General features: G+C 46.5%; 18 protein-coding genes. 8 read left to right on the forward strand and 10 right to left on the reverse strand.

The features are described 5' to 3' along the window. Positions 1 to 40 precede the first annotated feature (40 nt). From ICN42_RS08980 to ICN42_RS09000, 5 genes are read right to left on the reverse strand one after another with little or no spacing between them, the layout of a single operon-like run. Positions 41 to 466: a DUF1841 family protein gene (locus ICN42_RS08980; RefSeq protein ID WP_216253730.1), complete on the reverse strand. Its 426-nt coding sequence runs from the start codon at positions 464 to 466 to the stop codon at positions 41 to 43. Further along, entirely contained in the window at positions 459 to 1,115 is a 657-nt protein-coding gene (nth, locus tag ICN42_RS08985) for an endonuclease III (RefSeq protein ID WP_216253548.1), read from the reverse strand. Before nth ends, ICN42_RS08980 begins: the two co-directional genes overlap by 8 nt. Further along, a complete protein-coding gene (rsxB, locus tag ICN42_RS08990) occupies positions 1,115 to 1,807 on the reverse strand; it encodes an electron transport complex subunit RsxB (protein WP_216253549.1) in 693 nt (230 codons plus the stop codon). Before rsxB ends, nth begins: the two co-directional genes overlap by 1 nt. A gap of 54 nt (positions 1,808 to 1,861) precedes the next feature. Continuing rightward, positions 1,862 to 3,160, reverse strand: a complete 1,299-nt coding sequence (locus tag ICN42_RS08995) for a polyhydroxyalkanoate depolymerase (protein WP_216253552.1) — start codon at positions 3,158 to 3,160, stop codon at positions 1,862 to 1,864. Between the two features lie 42 nt (positions 3,161 to 3,202). Beyond that, the gene (locus ICN42_RS09000; protein ID WP_216253555.1) at positions 3,203 to 4,402 is read right to left on the reverse strand and encodes an amino acid aminotransferase; all 1,200 of its coding nucleotides are present in this window, start codon (positions 4,400 to 4,402) and stop codon (positions 3,203 to 3,205) included. Positions 4,403 to 4,584: 182 nt separating this feature from the next. Between ICN42_RS09000 and uvrB the strand changes: the two genes are divergently transcribed. The 8 genes from uvrB to fdx all read left to right on the forward strand — a co-directional run bounded on the left by uvrB (position 4,585) and on the right by fdx (position 12,246). Continuing rightward, complete coding sequence (gene uvrB, locus ICN42_RS09005; RefSeq protein WP_255539341.1) at positions 4,585 to 6,738, forward strand: excinuclease ABC subunit UvrB; 2,154 nt, start codon at positions 4,585 to 4,587, stop codon at positions 6,736 to 6,738. Between the two features lie 103 nt (positions 6,739 to 6,841). Continuing rightward, complete coding sequence (locus ICN42_RS09010) at positions 6,842 to 7,411, forward strand: Fe-S cluster assembly transcription factor (protein WP_216253558.1); 570 nt, start codon at positions 6,842 to 6,844, stop codon at positions 7,409 to 7,411. A 43-nt stretch (positions 7,412 to 7,454) separates the two neighbouring features. Then, complete coding sequence (locus ICN42_RS09015) at positions 7,455 to 8,714, forward strand: IscS subfamily cysteine desulfurase (RefSeq protein ID WP_370626024.1); 1,260 nt, start codon at positions 7,455 to 7,457, stop codon at positions 8,712 to 8,714. A gap of 57 nt (positions 8,715 to 8,771) precedes the next feature. Further along, entirely contained in the window at positions 8,772 to 9,158 is a 387-nt protein-coding gene (gene iscU / locus ICN42_RS09020) for a Fe-S cluster assembly scaffold IscU (RefSeq protein ID WP_215333536.1), read from the forward strand. Between the two features lie 19 nt (positions 9,159 to 9,177). After that, positions 9,178 to 9,501: an iron-sulfur cluster assembly protein IscA gene (iscA, locus tag ICN42_RS09025; protein WP_046330505.1), complete on the forward strand. Its 324-nt coding sequence runs from the start codon at positions 9,178 to 9,180 to the stop codon at positions 9,499 to 9,501. Beyond that, a complete protein-coding gene (hscB, locus tag ICN42_RS09030) occupies positions 9,479 to 10,006 on the forward strand; it encodes a Fe-S protein assembly co-chaperone HscB (protein ID WP_370626025.1) in 528 nt (175 codons plus the stop codon). The genes iscA and hscB overlap by 23 nt, the downstream gene beginning before the upstream one ends. A 17-nt stretch (positions 10,007 to 10,023) precedes the next feature. Next, entirely contained in the window at positions 10,024 to 11,889 is a 1,866-nt protein-coding gene (hscA, locus tag ICN42_RS09035) for a Fe-S protein assembly chaperone HscA (RefSeq protein ID WP_216253563.1), read from the forward strand. 18 nt (positions 11,890 to 11,907) lie between these two features. Beyond that, on the forward strand, positions 11,908 to 12,246 hold the full coding sequence (fdx, locus tag ICN42_RS09040) for an ISC system 2Fe-2S type ferredoxin (protein WP_216253566.1): 339 nt from the start codon (positions 11,908 to 11,910) through the stop codon (positions 12,244 to 12,246). Between the two features lie 110 nt (positions 12,247 to 12,356). Here the strand turns inward: fdx and ICN42_RS09045 are convergent, their stop codons facing one another. From ICN42_RS09045 to ICN42_RS09065, 5 genes are all read right to left on the reverse strand, one after another. Then, positions 12,357 to 12,698 carry a Rap1a/Tai family immunity protein gene (locus ICN42_RS09045; RefSeq protein ID WP_216253569.1) on the reverse strand — a complete coding sequence of 114 codons (342 nt, stop codon included), beginning with the start codon at positions 12,696 to 12,698 and terminating at the stop codon, positions 12,357 to 12,359. Between the two features lie 52 nt (positions 12,699 to 12,750). Then, positions 12,751 to 13,974: a DUF3300 domain-containing protein gene (locus ICN42_RS09050; RefSeq protein WP_216253572.1), complete on the reverse strand. Its 1,224-nt coding sequence runs from the start codon at positions 13,972 to 13,974 to the stop codon at positions 12,751 to 12,753. Positions 13,975 to 14,231: 257 nt separating this feature from the next. Continuing rightward, positions 14,232 to 15,215: a tripartite tricarboxylate transporter substrate binding protein gene (locus tag ICN42_RS09055; protein WP_216253575.1), complete on the reverse strand. Its 984-nt coding sequence runs from the start codon at positions 15,213 to 15,215 to the stop codon at positions 14,232 to 14,234. 41 nt (positions 15,216 to 15,256) lie between these two features. Further along, entirely contained in the window at positions 15,257 to 16,987 is a 1,731-nt protein-coding gene (locus ICN42_RS09060) for a hypothetical protein (RefSeq protein ID WP_216253578.1), read from the reverse strand. Between the two features lie 17 nt (positions 16,988 to 17,004). After that, on the reverse strand, positions 17,005 to 17,970 hold the full coding sequence (locus ICN42_RS09065; protein ID WP_216253581.1) for a MoxR family ATPase: 966 nt from the start codon (positions 17,968 to 17,970) through the stop codon (positions 17,005 to 17,007). Positions 17,971 to 18,053: the final 83 nt, after the last annotated feature.

Raw genomic sequence — 18,053 nt, forward strand, 5'->3', positions numbered from 1 at the left:
AGTGGGTTGAGCTTTCTTCGAAAGCTGTCTTGAGGAGATGCTAATTCAGTCTCTTCAGTGCCTCCAGATATTTCTCAGGGCTTGGTGGCTGACCTTCACGTTGCGCTTCCCACATTACTTGCCCTAGGCATTCCATCATAGCGTGTTGTGCTTCGTGCTCTGAACCCAGTTTCTTCGTTAGCTTTTCTGCAATCTCCTTAATGCCTGGCGGTTGATCAATCGAGATTTGCTCGCTGATCGATAGGTGCATTGAGAGATGTAAAAAGGGGTTAGTTTCTCCACGCTCTGGTGTGTAATCTTGTGCAACGGCACCTTCAGGATCTGCCAGAAGGGTATGGTATTCAGGGTGTTGAGCCATCCAGTCACTTGCGAGCATTTCCATAGGCGTCAGAATATGATTCTCGGTTTTCTTTTTCCAGGTGTCACAGAAAAAACGTCTTACTTCTTCGCGTGTGGGATTAAATATTGCCACGGACTTTTCCTTTGCCAGTTTTTTGTTTAAAGCCACAGAGTGGCTCAACAATACATTGCTCGCAATCGGGGTTGCGGGCCTTGCAGGTATATCTACCATGCAGAATAAGCCAATGGTGAGCATCCTGCAAAAACTCTTTCGGCACTCGCTTCAATAATTGCTCTTCGACCTTAACAACATCCTTGCCAGGCGCTAAGCCAGTTCGGTTGGAGACTCTAAAGATATGGGTATCGACAGCCATGGTGGGGTGGCCAAAAGCGGTATTCAAAATCACGTTTGCTGTTTTTCTACCAACGCCTGGCAGAGCTTCTAGCTCTTCTCGATTTTGTGGAACTTCACCATCATGCTTCTCTAGAAGAAGTCGGCAAGTTTCTTGGATGTGTCTACCTTTGGAATTAAATAAGCCAATGTGCCGAATGTAGGGCTTAACTCCTTCCTCACCGAGATCAAGAAGGGCTTGAGGGGTATTGGCAATCTTAAATAGTTTGCGAGTACCTTTATTTACTGACACATCAGTTGCTTGTGCCGAAAGCAATACGGCGATGAGTAATTCAAAGGGTGAGCTATATTCCAGCTCGGTTTCTGGATGGGGATTGTTTTCCCTAAGCAATTCAAAAAAGGCCTGGCGCTTTTCAAGATTCATCATTTTTTTTGCTGAGCTCTCGCAATGGCTGCGGCGATGATGGCCCGCTTTCTTTCTTGTTCTTTTATGGCTTCTTCTGAATCTGGACTCTCAGCATTGACTGCGACTAACTTGGCAGCAGCTTTTTTTGCCAGCCGCTCATCATTGTCGCGCTGCTCGCGATCTAATCTGACATCACGTGCTTCATATCGTGCGCGTGCTAACTGTGCCAGGGCTGGGGACCAGGCATCCCAACCAGTTTGCTCGTCTGTAACATCAATCATGGTGATGCAATCCACGGGGCAAGGTGGGATACAGAGATCGCACCCAGTACACCAATCACTTAAAACCACATGCATTTGCTTTGAAGCGCCCACAATCGCATCTACAGGGCAAGCCTGTATACAGAGAGTGCATCCAATACAGGTCTTTGGATCAATGAATGCAACTGGTCTAGGGCGCTCCTTACCGCAGTCAGGATCAATTGTAGGATGCAGTTCAAAGGCGTCCTGCGGAAAGATGGGTGTCAGAATGCCGCTGAGCCTTTTTATGCCCTCTATGCCGCCAGGAGGGCAGCGATTAGGCAACATCTCACCCGAAGCCAGGGCTTCTGCATAAGCTCGGCAGTCTGGGTAGCCACATTTAGTGCATTGGGTTTGAGGAAGAATATCCTCGAGACGATCGGCAAGTTCTTTCGTCTGCTTGATGTTCATTGCAATTGGTATGCCCTAAAACTAGAAGCGCGACCCGAAAGTCGCGCCGCTGGTTTATGCAGCCTTCTTAGTTCCCAGTTTTGGGGGTCTAGCCTTCGCCTTTTTTTGAACACCTTCGTGCGCACGAATAAACGATTTAATTTTTGGATAGACCTTCTCACGCCAACGACGGCCAGAGAAGATGCCGTAGTGACCAGCACCTACAACTTCGTAATGGTCTTTGTCTGTCTTTGGAATACCTGCGCACAACTCATGCGCTGAACGGGTTTGTCCGCTACCAGAGATATCGTCTAGCTCGCCTTCAACAGTAAGCAGGGCGGTTTTCTTAATATCCTGTGGCTTGACTAGTTCGCCTGCTACTGCCCATGTGCCATTCGGTAAGGAATAGTCTTGGAACACAGTCTTAATGGTGTCTAAGTAAAACTTGGCGTCCATATCAAGAACTGCGTTGTACTCATCATAGAAACGAATATGAGATTCAGCATCTTGTTCATCGCCACGAACTAAGTTCTGGAAGTAATCCCAATGTGACTGCAAGTGATTCTGGGGATTCATGGCAATAAAGCCAGTGTGCTGCAAGAAGCCCGGATATACCTTACGGCCAGCACCTGGGTAGCTTGGCGGTACCTTGTAAATCACATGGCTTTCAAACCAGTCGTAAGACTTTTGATCAGCCAAGTTGTTCACAGCCGTTGGTGACTTACGTGCATCAATTGGGCCGCCCATCATGATCATGGAGGCTGGTGTTTTTTCTCCAGCAGAGGCCATCAAAGAGATGGCGCCCAATGTAGGAACTGTTGGTTGGCAGACAGAGATCACATGTAAGTTCTCTGCGCCAATAGCGCGGATGAAATCTTGCACATAGTGAACGTAGTCATCTAGACCAAAATCGCCAGCATCTGCAGGAACAATTCGTGCATCAATCCAGTCGGTGATGTAAACCTTATGGTCTTGCAGGAGGGTGCGTACAGTATCACGCAACAATGTCGAATGATGGCCTGATAGCGGCGCAACAACTAACACTGTGGGATCATCTTTTAGTTTTTTGATGACATCAAGATCATCAGAGAAGCGCTTGAAACGAATTAAGTTACAAAACGGTTTAGCAACAATCGTTCTTTCATGAATCGCCACTTCGCGACCATGCGCTTGCACAGCGCGAATACCAAATTCTGGCTTCTTATAATTTTTGCCCAAGCGATAGAGGAGTTCATAGCTGGCTGCTAAACGCTCAGACCCTGGAACTTTAGAAGCTGGATTTGAGGCATTGATAAATGCTTCAGAAGCTGCGCGAGCCCAAGAGCTAACGGGTTGAAGAAGAGCTTTTTGAAATTCATGTAACTGATATAGCATGGTGCCTCCTGATAATGCTGTTTAACCGCTTATTACGCGTTGTTACGCCAATACGCGGGCGATTGCTTTGGCTACTTTATCAATATTTTTAGTATTGAGAGCAGCCACACAAATACGGCCTGTGGAGAGGGCATAAATACCATCTTCCTTTTGTAAACGCTCAACTTGCTCGGCGCTTAAGCCTGAGTAAGAGAACATGCCACGCTGAGCTTCAATAAAAGCAAAGTCTTGCTTTACGCCAGCAGCAGCGAGTTTTTCTACTAGTCCATGGCGCATTGCTTTAATACGGTCACGCATCTCGGCTAATTCATCTTCCCAAAGCTTTCTGAGTTCTGGAGAATTCAAAACCGCAGCTGCAATCGCCGCGCCATGCGTTGGTGGATTGGAATAGTTTGTACGAATCACGCGCTTCAATTGTGAGAGCACGCGAGTAGATTCATCTTTGCTTTGAGTCACGATGGACAAGGCGCCAACTCGCTCGCCATATAGCGAGAACGATTTAGAGAAGGAGCTAGATACAAAGAAAGACATTCCGGATTCAGCAAATAAGCGCACTGCGATGCCGTCTTGTTCAATTCCAGCAGCAAAGCCTTGGTAAGCCATGTCCAAAAATGGAATGAGTTGCTTTGCTTTACAGATATCAATCACCTGACGCCATTGCGCTTCAGTAATGTCGGCACCGGTTGGGTTATGACAGCAGGCATGCAACAGAACAGTAGTGAACTTTGGGAAAGACTCTAATGATTTCACCATGCCGTCAAAATCAACACCACGAGTTTTGCCATCAAAGTAGGTGTACTCAACTACTTCAAATCCAGCAGATTCAAAAATGCCGCGGTGATTTTCCCAGGTTGGGTTGCTAATTGCGCAAGGCGCATTCAAATTGAGGCGCTTAATAAAGTCAGCGCCAACACGCAATGCGCCAGTTCCGCCAAGACATTCAGCGGTAACAACGCGACCATCTTTAATAAGTGAGGAATCCGCACCGAACAATAAGTTCTGAACTGCGCTGTTGTAAGGGTTTGGACCTTCAATAGGAATGTAGCTGCGAGGAGAGTGCTTTGCAACAATGGCTTCTTCAGCCTTGATCACTGCCTTCAAGAGGGGTACCTTGCCTTCGTCCGTGTAATAAACACCAACACCTAAGTTGACCTTGTCTGCGCGTTCATCGGCGACATAGGCTTCTGTGAGGCCAAAAATAGGGTCTTTAGGGGCTAGTTGGACTGAAGAGAAAAGGTTCATTTGAGGGTCAAAAATGGGTAATAAGGGTAGTTAAAAGGGGTATTTGAAGGTTAATTGATGTTAATTTCAGTTAAATTTACCTTAAATAGCTGTTTTTGAGGCTAGATTCAACTATTTCCAAATAAAAACGGCAAAATCTATGTTTGTACAAAATTCGCTGTGAACTAAAAGTCACAGGTGAAATGATAGCTGAGATGCCCCCTAAGTTGCCTAAAACTTCCTCAAATTCCCAAGTTTCTGAAAGCAAGAAAAGCCCTGTGGCCGATCCTTTGGGTGAGGTGGGTCATGACCTTGATCCAGCCAAGTTCGTTTCTTTCCCAGATTCGCCATTTCACCTCTATCAGCCATTTCCTCCTGCAGGTGACCAGCCTGCCGCAATTGATGCTCTGGTAGCTGGAATTGAGGATGGATTGACCTTTCAGACCCTTTTGGGGGTCACTGGCTCAGGTAAAACCTTCACCATGGCCAATGTAATTGCCAGAACAGGCCGTCCTGCCATCATTTTTGCTCCAAATAAGACCCTGGCTGCTCAGCTCTATAGTGAGTTTCGGGAGTTTTTCCCAAAAAACGCAGTGGAGTACTTCGTAAGTTATTACGATTACTACCAGCCCGAGGCCTACGTCCCGACACGTGATTTGTTTATTGAAAAAGATTCATCGATCAATGAGCATATTGAGCAGATGCGACTCTCTGCTACTAAGAGTTTGCTGGAGCGACGTGATGTCATCATCGTAGCTACTGTCTCAGCAATTTACGGTATTGGTAATCCAGGCGACTATCACAGCATGGTGATGACTTTGCGTCCTGGTGACAAGATGAGTCAGCGTGATATTTTGATGCGCTTAATTGCGATGCAATACGATCGCAATGAAACTGATTTCAAACGTGGCGTTTTTCGTGTGCGGGGCGATACTATTGATATCTTCCCGGCTGAGCATAATGAATTAGCAGTGCGAGTTGAGCTCTTTGATGATGTCATTGAGAGCTTGCAATTCTTTGACCCGCTTACTGGAAAAATTCGTCAGAAAATTCCGCGCTTTACTGTCTATCCAAGTTCGCACTACGTTACACCGCGCGATACAGTACTTAAAGCCATTGAAACGATTAAGGCGGAGTTACGTATTCGCTTAGATGAGTTCGTTAAGGATGGCAAGCTAGTGGAAGCGCAGCGCTTAGAGCAGCGCACCCGCTTTGATTTGGAGATGCTGAATGAGTTGGGCTTCTGTAAGGGGATCGAGAACTATTCACGCCACCTCTCCGGCGCTATGCCTGGTGAGGCGCCGCCTACTCTGGTGGACTATCTGCCAAACGATGCCTTGATGTTCTTGGATGAGAGCCATGTCTTAATTGGGCAGCTCAATGCCATGTACAACGGCGATAAATCTCGCAAACATACCTTGGTGGAGTTCGGCTTCCGCCTGCCTTCAGCAATGGATAACCGGCCACTCAAGTTCACTGAATTTGAAACGAAGATGCGTCAAACTGTTTTTGTTTCAGCAACACCTGCTGATTATGAAAATACGCATACCGGGCAAGTCGTAGAGCAAGTGGCTAGACCAACAGGATTAGTCGATCCGGAAATTGAAGTATTGCCAGCAAGCTCACAGGTAGATGACTTACTCGGGCAGATTCATGAACGAGTCAAAGTGCATGAGCGAGTCTTGGTGACGGTGCTGACCAAGCGGATGGCCGAGCAACTCACTGATTACTTATCGGATCATAGCGTGAAAGTGCGTTATGTGCATTCCGACATTGATACGGTAGAGCGCGTAGAAATTCTGCGTGACTTACGCTTAGGTGTCTTTGATGTATTGGTAGGTATCAACTTATTGCGTGAGGGTCTAGATATTCCAGAGGTCTCACTAGTTGCCATCTTGGACGCAGACAAGGAAGGTTTCTTGCGTTCCGAGCGTAGCTTGATTCAGACTATTGGTAGGGCGGCTCGAAATGTTCGAGGCAAGGCGATTTTGTATGCTGACCGCATTACCGATTCCATGAAGCGGGCGATGGGGGAGACCGAGCGTCGCCGAACCAAGCAAATCGCCTTTAATAAGGCGAATGGGATTGAACCAAGAGGCGTCAAGAAGCGTATTAAAGACATTATTGATGGGGTCTACGACGTCAAAGAGAAGCGTTCTGAGATGCAAGTGGAGCAGGAGCGGGCTCGCTATGAAGATATGAGCGAAAAGGACCTGGCTGGCGAGATTAAGCGTTTGGAGAAGCAAATGAACTCTGAGGCCAAGAATCTGGAGTTCGAAAAGGCTGCCTCGACTCGTGATCGCCTGACTAAAGTGAAGGAAATGGCCTTTGGGGCTCGTTCCAGGGATGCTGTTTAAACTTGAGCAGATTAGTTGGGTATATGGTAAAGTTGAGTGGAATGGTCGGGTATTACCCGCCCGACTGTTAGCTGTCCATAACAATCCATTACCAAGGTGACATATGAGACTTACAACCAAAGGTCGTTTTGCAGTAACCGCAATGATTGATTTAGCCCTGCGTGAGACGCACGGGCCTGTAACTTTGGCCGGAATTAGCCAAAGACAGAAGATTTCCCTTTCCTACTTAGAGCAATTGTTCGGCAAATTGCGCCGTTTCAATATCGTTGAGAGCACTCGTGGCCCTGGCGGTGGTTACACCCTAGCTCGTAATTCAGAAGAAATTAGCGTGGCCGACATTATTGTGGCTGTCGACGAACCCATAGATGCAACCCAATGTGGTGGCAAAGGCAATTGTCATAGTGATGAGGAAAGCCATGGCCGCTGTATGACCCATGATTTGTGGTCAAACCTCAATGCCAAGATGGTGGAGTACCTCAGTTCCGTGTCATTGCGTGACTTAGTTCAACAGCAAGCTGGACGCGGAATCGTATTGCATGATTTGCGTACTAAGAAAATCAAGACTGATGGTGTCAAAACTGAAAAGCCGGCAGCAGCAGTTCCAGCAGCAAAAGAAGTTGCTCCCAAGCGACCTCTCGTGAATTCTGTTTTTAACCTGGCTCAGCAAGGTTAATCCAAGAGATTTCCTTCTTAGCCTATTAATCGATAAGTAAAAAATGAACGCACCACAAGACCTACCTCAGCAGCCAATACCGATGTTTAGTCCTAAGCATTTTCCGGTATACATGGACTACTCAGCTACAACGCCGATTGATCCGCGTGTAGTGGACAAGATGTTGCCTTACCTGCGTGAGCAGTTTGGTAACGCCGCTTCTCGTAGCCATGCCTACGGCTGGGCTGCAGAAGAAGCGGTTGAGTGGGCGCGTTCAGAAGTAGCTCAGCTAGTTCATGCTGATCCAAGAGAGATCGTATTTACTAGTGGTGCAACTGAGAGTATTAACTTGGCACTGAAAGGTGCTGCGCACTTTTATAAAGAGCGCGGGAATCACATTATTACCGTGAAGACTGAGCACAAGGCTACCCTAGACACTTGCCGCGAGCTTGAGCGTGAAGGTTTTGAGGTTACCTACTTAGATGTGTTGCCTGACGGCTTAATTGATTTCGCTCAGCTTGAAGCGGCGATGAAGCCGGGCACTATTTTGGCTTCAGTAATGTATGTCAATAATGAAATTGGTGTTGTGCAGGATATCCCACGTATTGGTGAGTTATGCCGCTCCCGTGGCGTGATTTTGCATGTAGACGCAGCGCAAGCTACCGGAAAAATCGAAATCGACCTCGAGAAAACTAAAGTAGATTTAATGAGCTTTTCTGCTCACAAGACTTATGGTCCAAAAGGTATTGGCGCATTGTTTGTCCGTCGTAAGCCCCGTATCCGAATTGAAGCGCAGATTCATGGTGGCGGTCATGAGCGCGGTATGCGTTCAGGCACTTTAGCGGTTCATCAAATCGTGGGTATGGGTGAAGCTTTCCGCATTGCCCGTATTGAAATGATTGAAGAGAACGCCCGCATTCGTGCTCTGCGCGATCGTCTGCTAGCGGGCTTGCAGGATATTGAAGAAGTTTATGTCAACGGCGATATGGATCATCGTGTTCCGCACAACCTCAACATTAGTTTTAACTATGTTGAAGGTGAGTCGATGTTGATGGCATTGAAAGATTTGGCGATCTCTTCTGGCTCCGCATGTACTTCAGCATCATTAGAGCCTTCTTATGTGTTGCGCGCTCTTGGTCGTAATGATGAATTGGCCCATAGCTCAATTCGCTTTACTCTAGGCCGCTTTACTACTGAAGAAGAAGTGGATTTCACGATTAAGTTAGTGAAAGAGAAGATTGCTAAGTTGCGCGAGCTCTCACCACTTTGGGAAATGTTTAAAGATGGTATTGATCTCAGCACCATCCAGTGGGCAGCTCATTAAGAAGTATTAAAGATAATTTAGTAAGATAAAAGACAAAAGAAATAACGAGGAAATACCATGGCATATAGCGACAAAGTAATCGATCATTATGAAAACCCCCGCAACGTGGGCTCTTTTGAAAAGGGTGATGACCAGGTAGGCACTGGCATGGTTGGCGCCCCTGCTTGCGGCGACGTGATGAAGCTGCAAATCCGTGTAAACGATCAAGGCGTGATCGAAGATGCGAAATTCAAGACCTACGGATGTGGCTCTGCGATTGCTTCTTCATCTTTGGTAACCGAGTGGGTTAAAGGTAAAACTTTGGATCAAGCCTTAGAGATTAAAAATTCTTTAATTGCCGAAGAATTAGCTTTGCCACCTGTAAAAATTCACTGCTCTATTTTGGCTGAAGATGCCATTAAGGCGGCAGTGGCTGATTACAAAGAAAAGCATCCGGCCAAGTAAAGATAAAGAGGCTTTCATCATGGCAATTACCTTAACCGACAAAGCAGCGAAACATGTTCAGCGCAATTTAGATAAGCGCGGAAAAGGATGTGGCTTGCGTTTGGGTGTTCGCACTACGGGTTGCTCTGGCTTGGCTTATCAACTTGAGTATGTGGACGAGGCTGCTCCAGAAGACGCGAAGTTTGAATCTAATGGCATCACTATCTTCATAGATCCTAAAAGCTTGGCCTATTTAGATGGCACTGAATTGGATTTTGTGCGCGAAGGTTTAAACGAAGGCTTTAAGTTCCAGAATCCGAATGTAAAAGATGAGTGTGGTTGTGGCGAATCCTTCCGCGTCTGACGATTACTTCCGTTTCTTTGGTGTAGAGCAGAAATTTAATTTAGATTTGCCTGTGCTGGATCAGGCTTATCTTGCGATCCAAAAAGAAGTTCATCCCGATCGCCATGCCCGCGGTAGTGATACGGAGCAACGACTGGCTATGCAGATGGCAACTTTTGCAAATACTGCCTTCCAGACTTTGAAGAATCCTGTTCAGCGGGGGCTTTATCTTTGCCAGCTTCATGGTGTCGACGCGCGTCTAGAGACTAATACCGCCATGCCAGCTGCATTCCTGATGAAGCAAATGGAGTGGCGAGAAAATCTTGAGGATCAAGATGATGACCTCGGTGCTCTAGAGGCTTTGGCGGAAGAGGTTGATCAATCCAAACGAGATACTCTGGTCGAAATTACACAGGCTATCGATGTTGCCAAGAATTATGAGCGTGCCGCTGAATTACTAAGAGGCCTACTTTTTATTGATAAGTTTGCGCTTGAGCTCGATGATGCTATCTCAGCTCTGGTATAGCTTTAAACTCTAGTCCCATGGCCTTATTACAAATCTCCGAACCCGGTAAATCACTCGCCCCGCATCAGCGTCGGATTGCGGTGGGAATTGATCTAGGCACCACCAACTCTCTGGTGGCGATCGTGCGCGACGCTTTGCCAAAGGTTCTTCCAGATTCAGAGGGGAGAGAATTACTTCCTTCCGTAGTGCGCTACTTGCCCAATGGCAGAACACAAGCTGGCTTTGAGGCTATTGAAAGTATTGTTTCTGATCCCAAAAACACAATTGTTTCTGTAAAACGATTTATGGGGCGCGGTATTGTCGATGTGGAGCATCTTGAGAACATGCCATACGACTTTGTTGATGAGCCTGGCATGTTGAAGCTCAGAACAGTAGCTGGTGACAAGAGCCCAATTGAGGTCTCCGCAGAAATTCTGGCGCGTTTACGTCAGTTGGCTGAAGATTCTGTAAATGACGATATCGTGGGCGCAGTGATTACTGTACCAGCGTATTTTGATGATGCTCAACGTCAAGCAACGAAAGATGCTGCGAAGTTAGCTGGTATCGAAGTGCTGCGCTTACTCAATGAACCAACAGCAGCTGCAATTGCCTATGGTTTAGATAATGCCTCCGAAGGTATCTACGCTGTCTATGATTTGGGTGGTGGTACCTTTGATATCTCCATCTTGCGTATGAGCAGGGGAGTATTTGAAGTCCTGTCCACTGGTGGAGATTCTGCTTTAGGTGGCGATGATTTTGATCATCGACTCTATTGCTGGGTTATTGAGCAAGCCAAACTTCCGCCGCTCTCGATTCAAGATCATCGTAAATTATTGCTCTCTTGCAAACATGCTAAAGAGCAATTGAGTCACAATCCATTAGCCCGTGTTCATGAAACTCTCATGGATGGAACGGTTGTTAATGTTGGTGTTAGCCAAGCCCAGTTCTTTGAGATTACTCAGAACTTAATTAGCAAGACCTTAGTTGCGGTGAAGAAGGCTTTGCGCGATGCTGGTCTCAAGGCCGATGAAGTGAAGGGTGTCGTGATGGTGGGCGGTGCAACTCGTATGCCACATGTCCAGCGTGCGGTTGGCGAACTCTTTGGTACAAAACCCTTAAATAATCTCAACCCAGATCAGGTAGTCGCTTTAGGCGCTGCGATGCAAGCGGATTTACTTGCCGGCAACCAAAGTAAAGATGATGAGTGGCTCTTATTGGATGTCATTCCGCTATCTCTTGGTATTGAAACGATGGGCGGCTTGGTGGAAAAAATTATTCCACGTAATACGCCGATTCCAGTAGCGCGTGCACAGGATTTCACGACCTTTAAAGATGGCCAAACTGCCTTAGCAATTCAGGTGGTGCAGGGTGAGCGTGAGTTAGCGCAAGACTGCCGGTCTCTAGGAAAGTTTGAGTTGCGCGGTATTCCTGCAATGGCTGCTGGTGCAGCCCGTATTCGGGTGACGTTCCAGGTAGATGCGGACGGCTTGCTTTCGGTTAGCGCGATGGAGCAGGGTTCGGGTGTACAAGCCTCGATCGATATCAAGCCATCCTACGGTTTGACTGACGCCGAGATTGCTCGCATGCTGCAAGATGGTTTTGCATCCGCCAAAATCGATCTCCTGGCAAGATCCTTGCGTGAAGAACAGGTCAATGCGCAACGATTGTTAGATGCGGTACAAACCGCATTAAATGCTGACCGTGGATTATTGAATGCTGAAGAGCAGGTTGCCGTTGATCAAGAGATGGCCACTTTGCAGAAGATTCTTATAGAAGAAACAGATAGCGCCATCCTCAGAAAGGCGGTAGATCATGCCGCTAAGGCTACTGATGACTTTGCCCAAATGCGCATGAACGCGAGTATCCAGAAGGCATTGGCCGGTAAGAATGTTGCAGAAATTTAAGAAAAGAAAATTACCAAGATGACCCAGATTGTTGTTTTACCTCATAGTGAATATTGCCCAGAGGGCGCAGTAGTTGAAGTAACTCCAGGCACCTCTATTTGCGAGGCGCTACTAGAAAATAATATTCCGATTGAACATGCTTGCGATATGGTGTGCGCTTGCACTACCTGTCACGTGATTGTGAAAGAGGGTTACCAGAGCCTCAATGCCCCTGATGAGAATGAAGAAGATCTGCTGGATCGCGCATGGGGTCTTAATCCACAATCTCGCTTATCTTGCCAGGCGATTGTGGCTCGCGAGAATTTAGTGATCGAGATACCGAAATACTCTATTAATCACGCAAAAGAAAATCACTAATTATTGCTAATAGATTTACAGATCTTCAGGATACTGAGGAAGAAAAAGCCACCTCTTGAGGTGGCTTTTTGATTGCGAGATCACAAGATCCAGTCATTAAATTCAATGCATCACTTTCCGCAAGGGAATACACCCTCTAAAAATTTCAACATGGTTTCTGCTGCAGGCTTTGAGCCATTGGCGGGGTTTGCATTGGCCCAAGCAATGTATTCATCCACTACCTGGATACGTGTTGGCGCAGGTTGTTTAACGCAAATTTTGCTTGGTGCAGTTTTTGGATTACGCGTTGCTAAATAGGTGTCATAAACTGCTTGACCGTAAATCTGACAAGTCACATTTGTGCTTCCATCACCTTTGCAGTATTGCAATAATTCATCGGTAGTAGTCGCATTGGCTACTTGCATGCTGGCTGCCATTCCGAATAAGGTAGCGGCAATTAAAAATTTCTTCATATTCATTCCTTTAATCAATTTAATATATATCAATGCAGATGAGGGTGGGTGATTAGCGACGGCCTCGGCCACCACCACCAAAGCCACCGCCGCCACCTCCGCGGTTACCGCCACCAAAGTGATCGCCACCGCCATCAAAGCGCGCACCGCGGGTATCACCAAAGCCACCGCCACCACCGAATTTATCGCCACCACCGGATCGATCGCCGAGATTGCGATCGCCACTACTTCGATTGGCTGCTCGGTCTGTACTTGCACCGCTTCGATTGCCGGCTCGATCGCCATTACCAGCATTGCCAGCACGATCACCAGTACGATTACTGCTCAGGTCGCCACGTTGCAGATTTTGGCGAAGTTGATCGCGTTCTGCGTTGCGATTTCCACTAGCTGCGCCACCGCCAAGATTGGCATTACGGCGCTGTTGATCTGGCTTCCAAGTGTCACTACCACTGCGATTGCCTGACCAATTGTTATTGGTATTTTTATTGAAGTTATTAAAGTTGTTGTTATTGACAGTAAGTGAGTTTCCGCCACCACCCCAGCCACCGCCCCAATGGCAGCCGCCCCAGAGCGCTGCGCCAACTGCCATGCCCACACCAAAAGACAGTAGGGCTGTGCCAGCAACATATCCAGGGGGATAGTATGCGTATGGGGGGTATGCTGGATATGCCCAAGCCCCATAAACCACGGTCGGGTTATAGGTCGGAACATAAATTACTTGAGGGTTGGCGGGTTCAATAATGATTGTCTGACTACTGCCGCTTCCTTGAGTCTTGACTGTTTGTTGTGAGTTCGACTCCAATGAGCCTGCCTGTTTTGCTTTGGCGCGCAGTGCTTGAATCGCACTCATCGTTTCTGACTGCTGCGCCAAGACGGCATTACCAAGTTGCTGTGTCCAACTTAGCTGCGCCCCCATCATCTCCAATACTGGCGGAAATGACGCTAAAGATTTGACGCTGGCATCCCAACTTTGTTGCTGCAATGCTTGATTAAGGGCGTCGCCTTTGAGATTGCTATTGGATTTGACCCAATTGGATGCCTCACCAACCTCAAGGGGGTAAGTTGATGCCATCAATACTTGGGAGACCAGTGGGTCTGGATAGAGCGCGATTGGTGCGACCAATGCCTCTAATTGAGCCTGAGAAAGCTTTGCTGCTTGCTGTTGGCTACTATTTTGAGCATATGCCACTGGTGCCGCAGCTGGGAGGGCTAAGGCGGCCGTGATAAGACTTGCGATTAAGCGGGATGGTATCCCCGCTTTCTGTGATGCCAACATTGGCACTCCTTCATCAAGGGTTAAGAATTAACAATCATTCTACTAAATAGACCTATTTGACCCATATGCACCAAATTGAATCACATGGCACCGATAGAAAGCAAGAGATTCTGGAGGAGGCTAGCCGAAGGGCTAATATGATTTTGTTGTTCATTCTTTAGTAGTGCCTCCATAGATTGTTACTTTAAAGCCACCCCTCGGGGTGGCTTTTTTTAAGGCATCACAAAAAATAATGTGTTGAATATAGAGACATCAACTTACTGGGTCGGAATATTTCTGGTTTTAATGACCTTATCCCAATTAGCTGACTCAAGCCTAATCTTATTTTCAACATCCTTTGATTTCATCATAACTGGAGTTAAGCCATTAGCATCCATATTGGCAAGCAATGCTGATGAGGTGAATGACTTTTCGGTGGCCATATAAATTTTGTCAATGATTGACTGCGGTGTACCGTGGGGAACCGCCAAGGCATACCAGCCAGTATTCTCGAATCCAGGAATTGCAGCCTCTGAAACTGTAGGAATATTAGGAAGTTGCTTAAGCCGTTTTTGGCTGGTGACTGCCAATGCCTTTACTTGACCAGCCTTAGCGAACCCTCCTGTGGCAGGGTAGTTGCCTGCCATGAAGTCAATTTGCCCGGCAATTAAATCGTTTAAGGCGGGATTCTCACCTTTATATGGCACATGAGTTGCTTGAATTCCAGCGGAATATAAGAAGTTCTCATTCGCCATATGAATTTGACTGCCAATGCCGGCCGACCCAAAGTTGAGCTCTTTAGTTTTCGCTAGGGTAATTAACTCAGCAAGGGTGTTGACTGGTAACTTCGGACTAACAGCAATCACCATGGGTACAGTAGCAATAGTGGTGATGTAAGTTAAGTCTTTCAAATAATTAATTGAAGCCTTTTTATATAAGAAGGGGTTGACGGTCATCATGCTTCCTGAGGCTAGGAGAATGGTGTATCCATCAGCTGGAGCTTTAGCAACAAGCTCTGCGCCAATATTTCCTCCGGCACCGCCGCGATTTTCAATCACGACATTTTGACCAAGATTTTTGCCTAAATCTTGAGCCAATATTCTCCCCAAAATGTCTGCACTTCCACCGGCAGCAAAGGGAACAATTAATTTGATTGGTTTATCTGGCCATTCTTGGGCATATGCCTGTTGTCCGCCAAGGGTTCCTGCAATAAGGCCTAGCAATACGCCAATGCAAAGAATTCCTTTTTTCAATAGCTTCATGTCTGTCATCTCCTGTTATTTTGCATTTATAAATACAATTATTATTCTTTGCTTCTATTGATTTCTGCAGCCCAATTCATGAGTATTTCGGCCGATTGATTACCTTCAATTTCCCAGCTTAATCTTCGTTTGAATGCAGATCGCATTTCATGCCCAATTCCGCATCCCCATAACTCTATATCAGGCTCTTGTTCGCACCATGCGATTGAGTGGAGAAGATGCTCTTTAAGATAGTCTTCTCCATTGGCCTGTATTGTTGCCCGATCCATTGGGCAGCCATCAGAAAATAAAATCAGTTTTTTATTAATAGCCTGTCCTCGATCGATTTTTTTTAATCGTTCTGCGGCCCAAAGTAGAGCTTCACCATCGATGCTTTCAGCATAGATTTCAGACCTCAGAATTGCTGAAATTCCGGCTCTAGCTTTACGCCAAGGCGTATGAAAATCCTTAAATATCCAATGTGCCCGCTCATTCAGTCTCCCGGGGTTTGGATTGTTTCCGGAGCGGCGCCAAGCTTTATAGGGCCTCCCTCCTTGCCACGTGCTAGTGCTATATCCGAGCACTTCAGTTTGAACCTTTGCTTGCTCTAATATTCTGACTAACGAGTCTATCCACACTGCAATCTCAAGCCTTTGTTCCTTCATCGACCCAGAGCAATCAATTAACAGACTTATTTTTGCGTTCGTTTCAGGGGTGTGAATGCGATGCCTAAAGAGTGGCTCGCTAAGTGGTGAGGTGGCAGCCCTGATGAGATATCGTCGATCAATCAGACCTTCACTTTCTGTTGTTTGCCAGCCATTTTGGGCGGGGCTAGAAAAAAGGTTCTTATAGAGACGCGTTAATTTAGCCCATGGAATGTTACGGCGTTTAATTTCATCACTCAACTCTGTTTGATACGCAGCTAGCTGAGCGGGCCTAATCTTTTTTTTCGCTTCAATTTCAATATCGTATTGACGATCAAACACAATATATTGAGAAAGATTTTTTTGAAGTTGTAGTCTTTTATCGTGAGGAGATACTGGTGATGACGCCGCGCGTCCAGCAGCTTCAGTTTTGCTGTGAGGCACCCATTCAATCTGCAGTAGAGAATCAATCAGTCTTTTTTTCTTTACGCGAATGCTAGGTACATTGCGATACTCCTCTTCAATTAATCCAGAAACCATTTTGGCTAAGGCGAGAGAAGCTATGGAATACTCTTCTTGGCAAAACCGATTGGCTTTGAGCTGTTTCAAAAGTGCGCCTGTGTCTTCGGCCAGCCCCGCACGTGTGGCTTCAACCATGTCTTGTAATAACTGTGGCATTTCCTTCGCATTGAGGCGCATCCATGCTGTCATGAATAGAGCTATCAACAACATTCCAATGCTGCTCTCTGCGCCACCAGTAGTCATGTAATGCTGAGCCCAAGCAATAAATTGGCCCTCGATATTCTGCTTTGCTCCCTTTAACTCCTGGGGACAAATACTTTCAGTTCGTATCTGCTCTAGCACTTCAAATACAAAAGACTCGATCATGCCCGTTGGGCATAAGGAGTGGTGAAGTGCCTCATCAGAATAGCGCAATCTGAGCGCGATACCATCAAGAAGTCCGCGTTTGCTAGCCCAACCCTGATTCAGGTTCTCAAGGCTGACATGGGGAGGGAGGGCGCCGTAGGGTACTGCTTTATAAAATAGTTGCCAGTCCCTTATTTCTGCGCTTGACTCACCTGACAGTGAGCGGAGGATTGCTCCGCACTGCTTTTGCTCTTCGAAGTCTAGATGTGATTCGGTTTGCAATGTAAGCTGACTTTGAGTTAGGTTAATTCACTAGCAAAGCAGCGCTGAAAGTATTCAGCAACCAATTTCTTTTCTTCTGCTTCACATTTGTTTAAGAAGGCTAAATCAAAAGCCAGTCTGAGATCCTTAAAAATTTTCCAATTCTCACCCCAGGTAATCAGTGTTCTGGTAGACATAAGAGTGGATAGATCTCCTGACTCAAAACCTTTTCTCGTAAGATTGGCTAAAGCAACCATTGAGCCAACAAGATCTTGTGATAACTCCGGAATTTTCGCGAGCACGATGCCCGCTTCTTCATGCGGCTCCAAGTAGTCCAAGGCTGCAACAATATCCCAGCGATCCATTTGGCCGTGGTTCAGTAGTTGAGTGCCTTGATATAAACCATTCCAGTTGCCTAATCCCACAGTATTGCTGGTTGCGAATATTCTAAAAGCGGGATTAGGCTCGATCACCCTATTTTGATCGAGAAGAGTAAGGCGCCCCTCGCGCTCAAGCATGCGCTGGATGACAAACATCACGTCTGGCTGGCCTGCATCGTACTCATCTAATATAAGAGCAATGGGCCTTTGAAGACTCCACGGAATTAAGCCTTCTTGAAATTTGGTAATTTGCTTACCGTCCTCTATTGATATGGTGTCTTTACCAATCAGATCCATGCGGGCAATCTGCCCATCGAGATTGATTCGCATGCATGGCCAATTTAAACGTGCCGCTATTTGCTCTATATGGGTGGATTTGCCAGTCCCGTGCATCCCCTGTAATAGAACTCTTCTATTGAATGCAAATCCAGCAAGGATTGCTAAGGTTGCCTTCGGATTTAATTGATAAGCATCGTCCACTACCGGAACTAGCTCGGTTTTCTCGGCAAATGCAGCTATTTCGAAGTTAGCAAATTCGCTGCATTCAGGAAAGGCTGAGTGCAAAGTTACCGTCTTATTGGGCTGAAATTGCAATAAATCGATTGAGGCGTGGCTTTCAGCCATTTTGCATCCTTTAAAGATCTTAATTTATTGTCAAATATATTCCATATTCGGGTTTTTATGCTTGACTTGAGGAAAAAAACACG

Origin of the sequence: Polynucleobacter sp. 71A-WALBACH, assembly GCF_018882365.1 — a bacterium.
Classification (GTDB): Bacteria; Pseudomonadota; Gammaproteobacteria; order Burkholderiales; family Burkholderiaceae; genus Polynucleobacter.

Bases quoted from the DNA above. Each gene is read 5' to 3' on its own strand.
- rsxB (WP_216253549.1), bottom strand. From the start codon at position 1,807: ATGAACATCAAGCAGACGAAAGAACTTGCCGATCGTCTCGAGGATATT.
- ICN42_RS09000 (WP_216253555.1), bottom strand. From the start codon at position 4,402: ATGAACCTTTTCTCTTCAGTCCAACTAGCCCCTAAAGACCCTATTTTT.
- uvrB (WP_255539341.1), top strand. From the start codon at position 4,585: ATGATAGCTGAGATGCCCCCTAAGTTGCCTAAAACTTCCTCAAATTCC.
- ICN42_RS09015 (WP_370626024.1), top strand. From the start codon at position 7,455: ATGAACGCACCACAAGACCTACCTCAGCAGCCAATACCGATGTTTAGT.
- ICN42_RS09045 (WP_216253569.1), bottom strand. From the start codon at position 12,698: ATGAAGAAATTTTTAATTGCCGCTACCTTATTCGGAATGGCAGCCAGC.
- ICN42_RS09065 (WP_216253581.1), bottom strand. From the start codon at position 17,970: ATGGCTGAAAGCCACGCCTCAATCGATTTATTGCAATTTCAGCCCAAT.
- ICN42_RS09050 (WP_216253572.1), bottom strand. From the start codon at position 13,974: ATGTTGGCATCACAGAAAGCGGGGATACCATCCCGCTTAATCGCAAGT.
- iscU (WP_215333536.1), top strand. From the start codon at position 8,772: ATGGCATATAGCGACAAAGTAATCGATCATTATGAAAACCCCCGCAAC.
- ICN42_RS09055 (WP_216253575.1), bottom strand. From the start codon at position 15,215: ATGAAGCTATTGAAAAAAGGAATTCTTTGCATTGGCGTATTGCTAGGC.
- hscA (WP_216253563.1), top strand. From the start codon at position 10,024: ATGGCCTTATTACAAATCTCCGAACCCGGTAAATCACTCGCCCCGCAT.
- iscA (WP_046330505.1), top strand. From the start codon at position 9,178: ATGGCAATTACCTTAACCGACAAAGCAGCGAAACATGTTCAGCGCAAT.
- fdx (WP_216253566.1), top strand. From the start codon at position 11,908: ATGACCCAGATTGTTGTTTTACCTCATAGTGAATATTGCCCAGAGGGC.
- ICN42_RS08995 (WP_216253552.1), bottom strand. From the start codon at position 3,160: ATGCTATATCAGTTACATGAATTTCAAAAAGCTCTTCTTCAACCCGTT.
- nth (WP_216253548.1), bottom strand. From the start codon at position 1,115: ATGAATCTTGAAAAGCGCCAGGCCTTTTTTGAATTGCTTAGGGAAAAC.
- ICN42_RS09010 (WP_216253558.1), top strand. From the start codon at position 6,842: ATGAGACTTACAACCAAAGGTCGTTTTGCAGTAACCGCAATGATTGAT.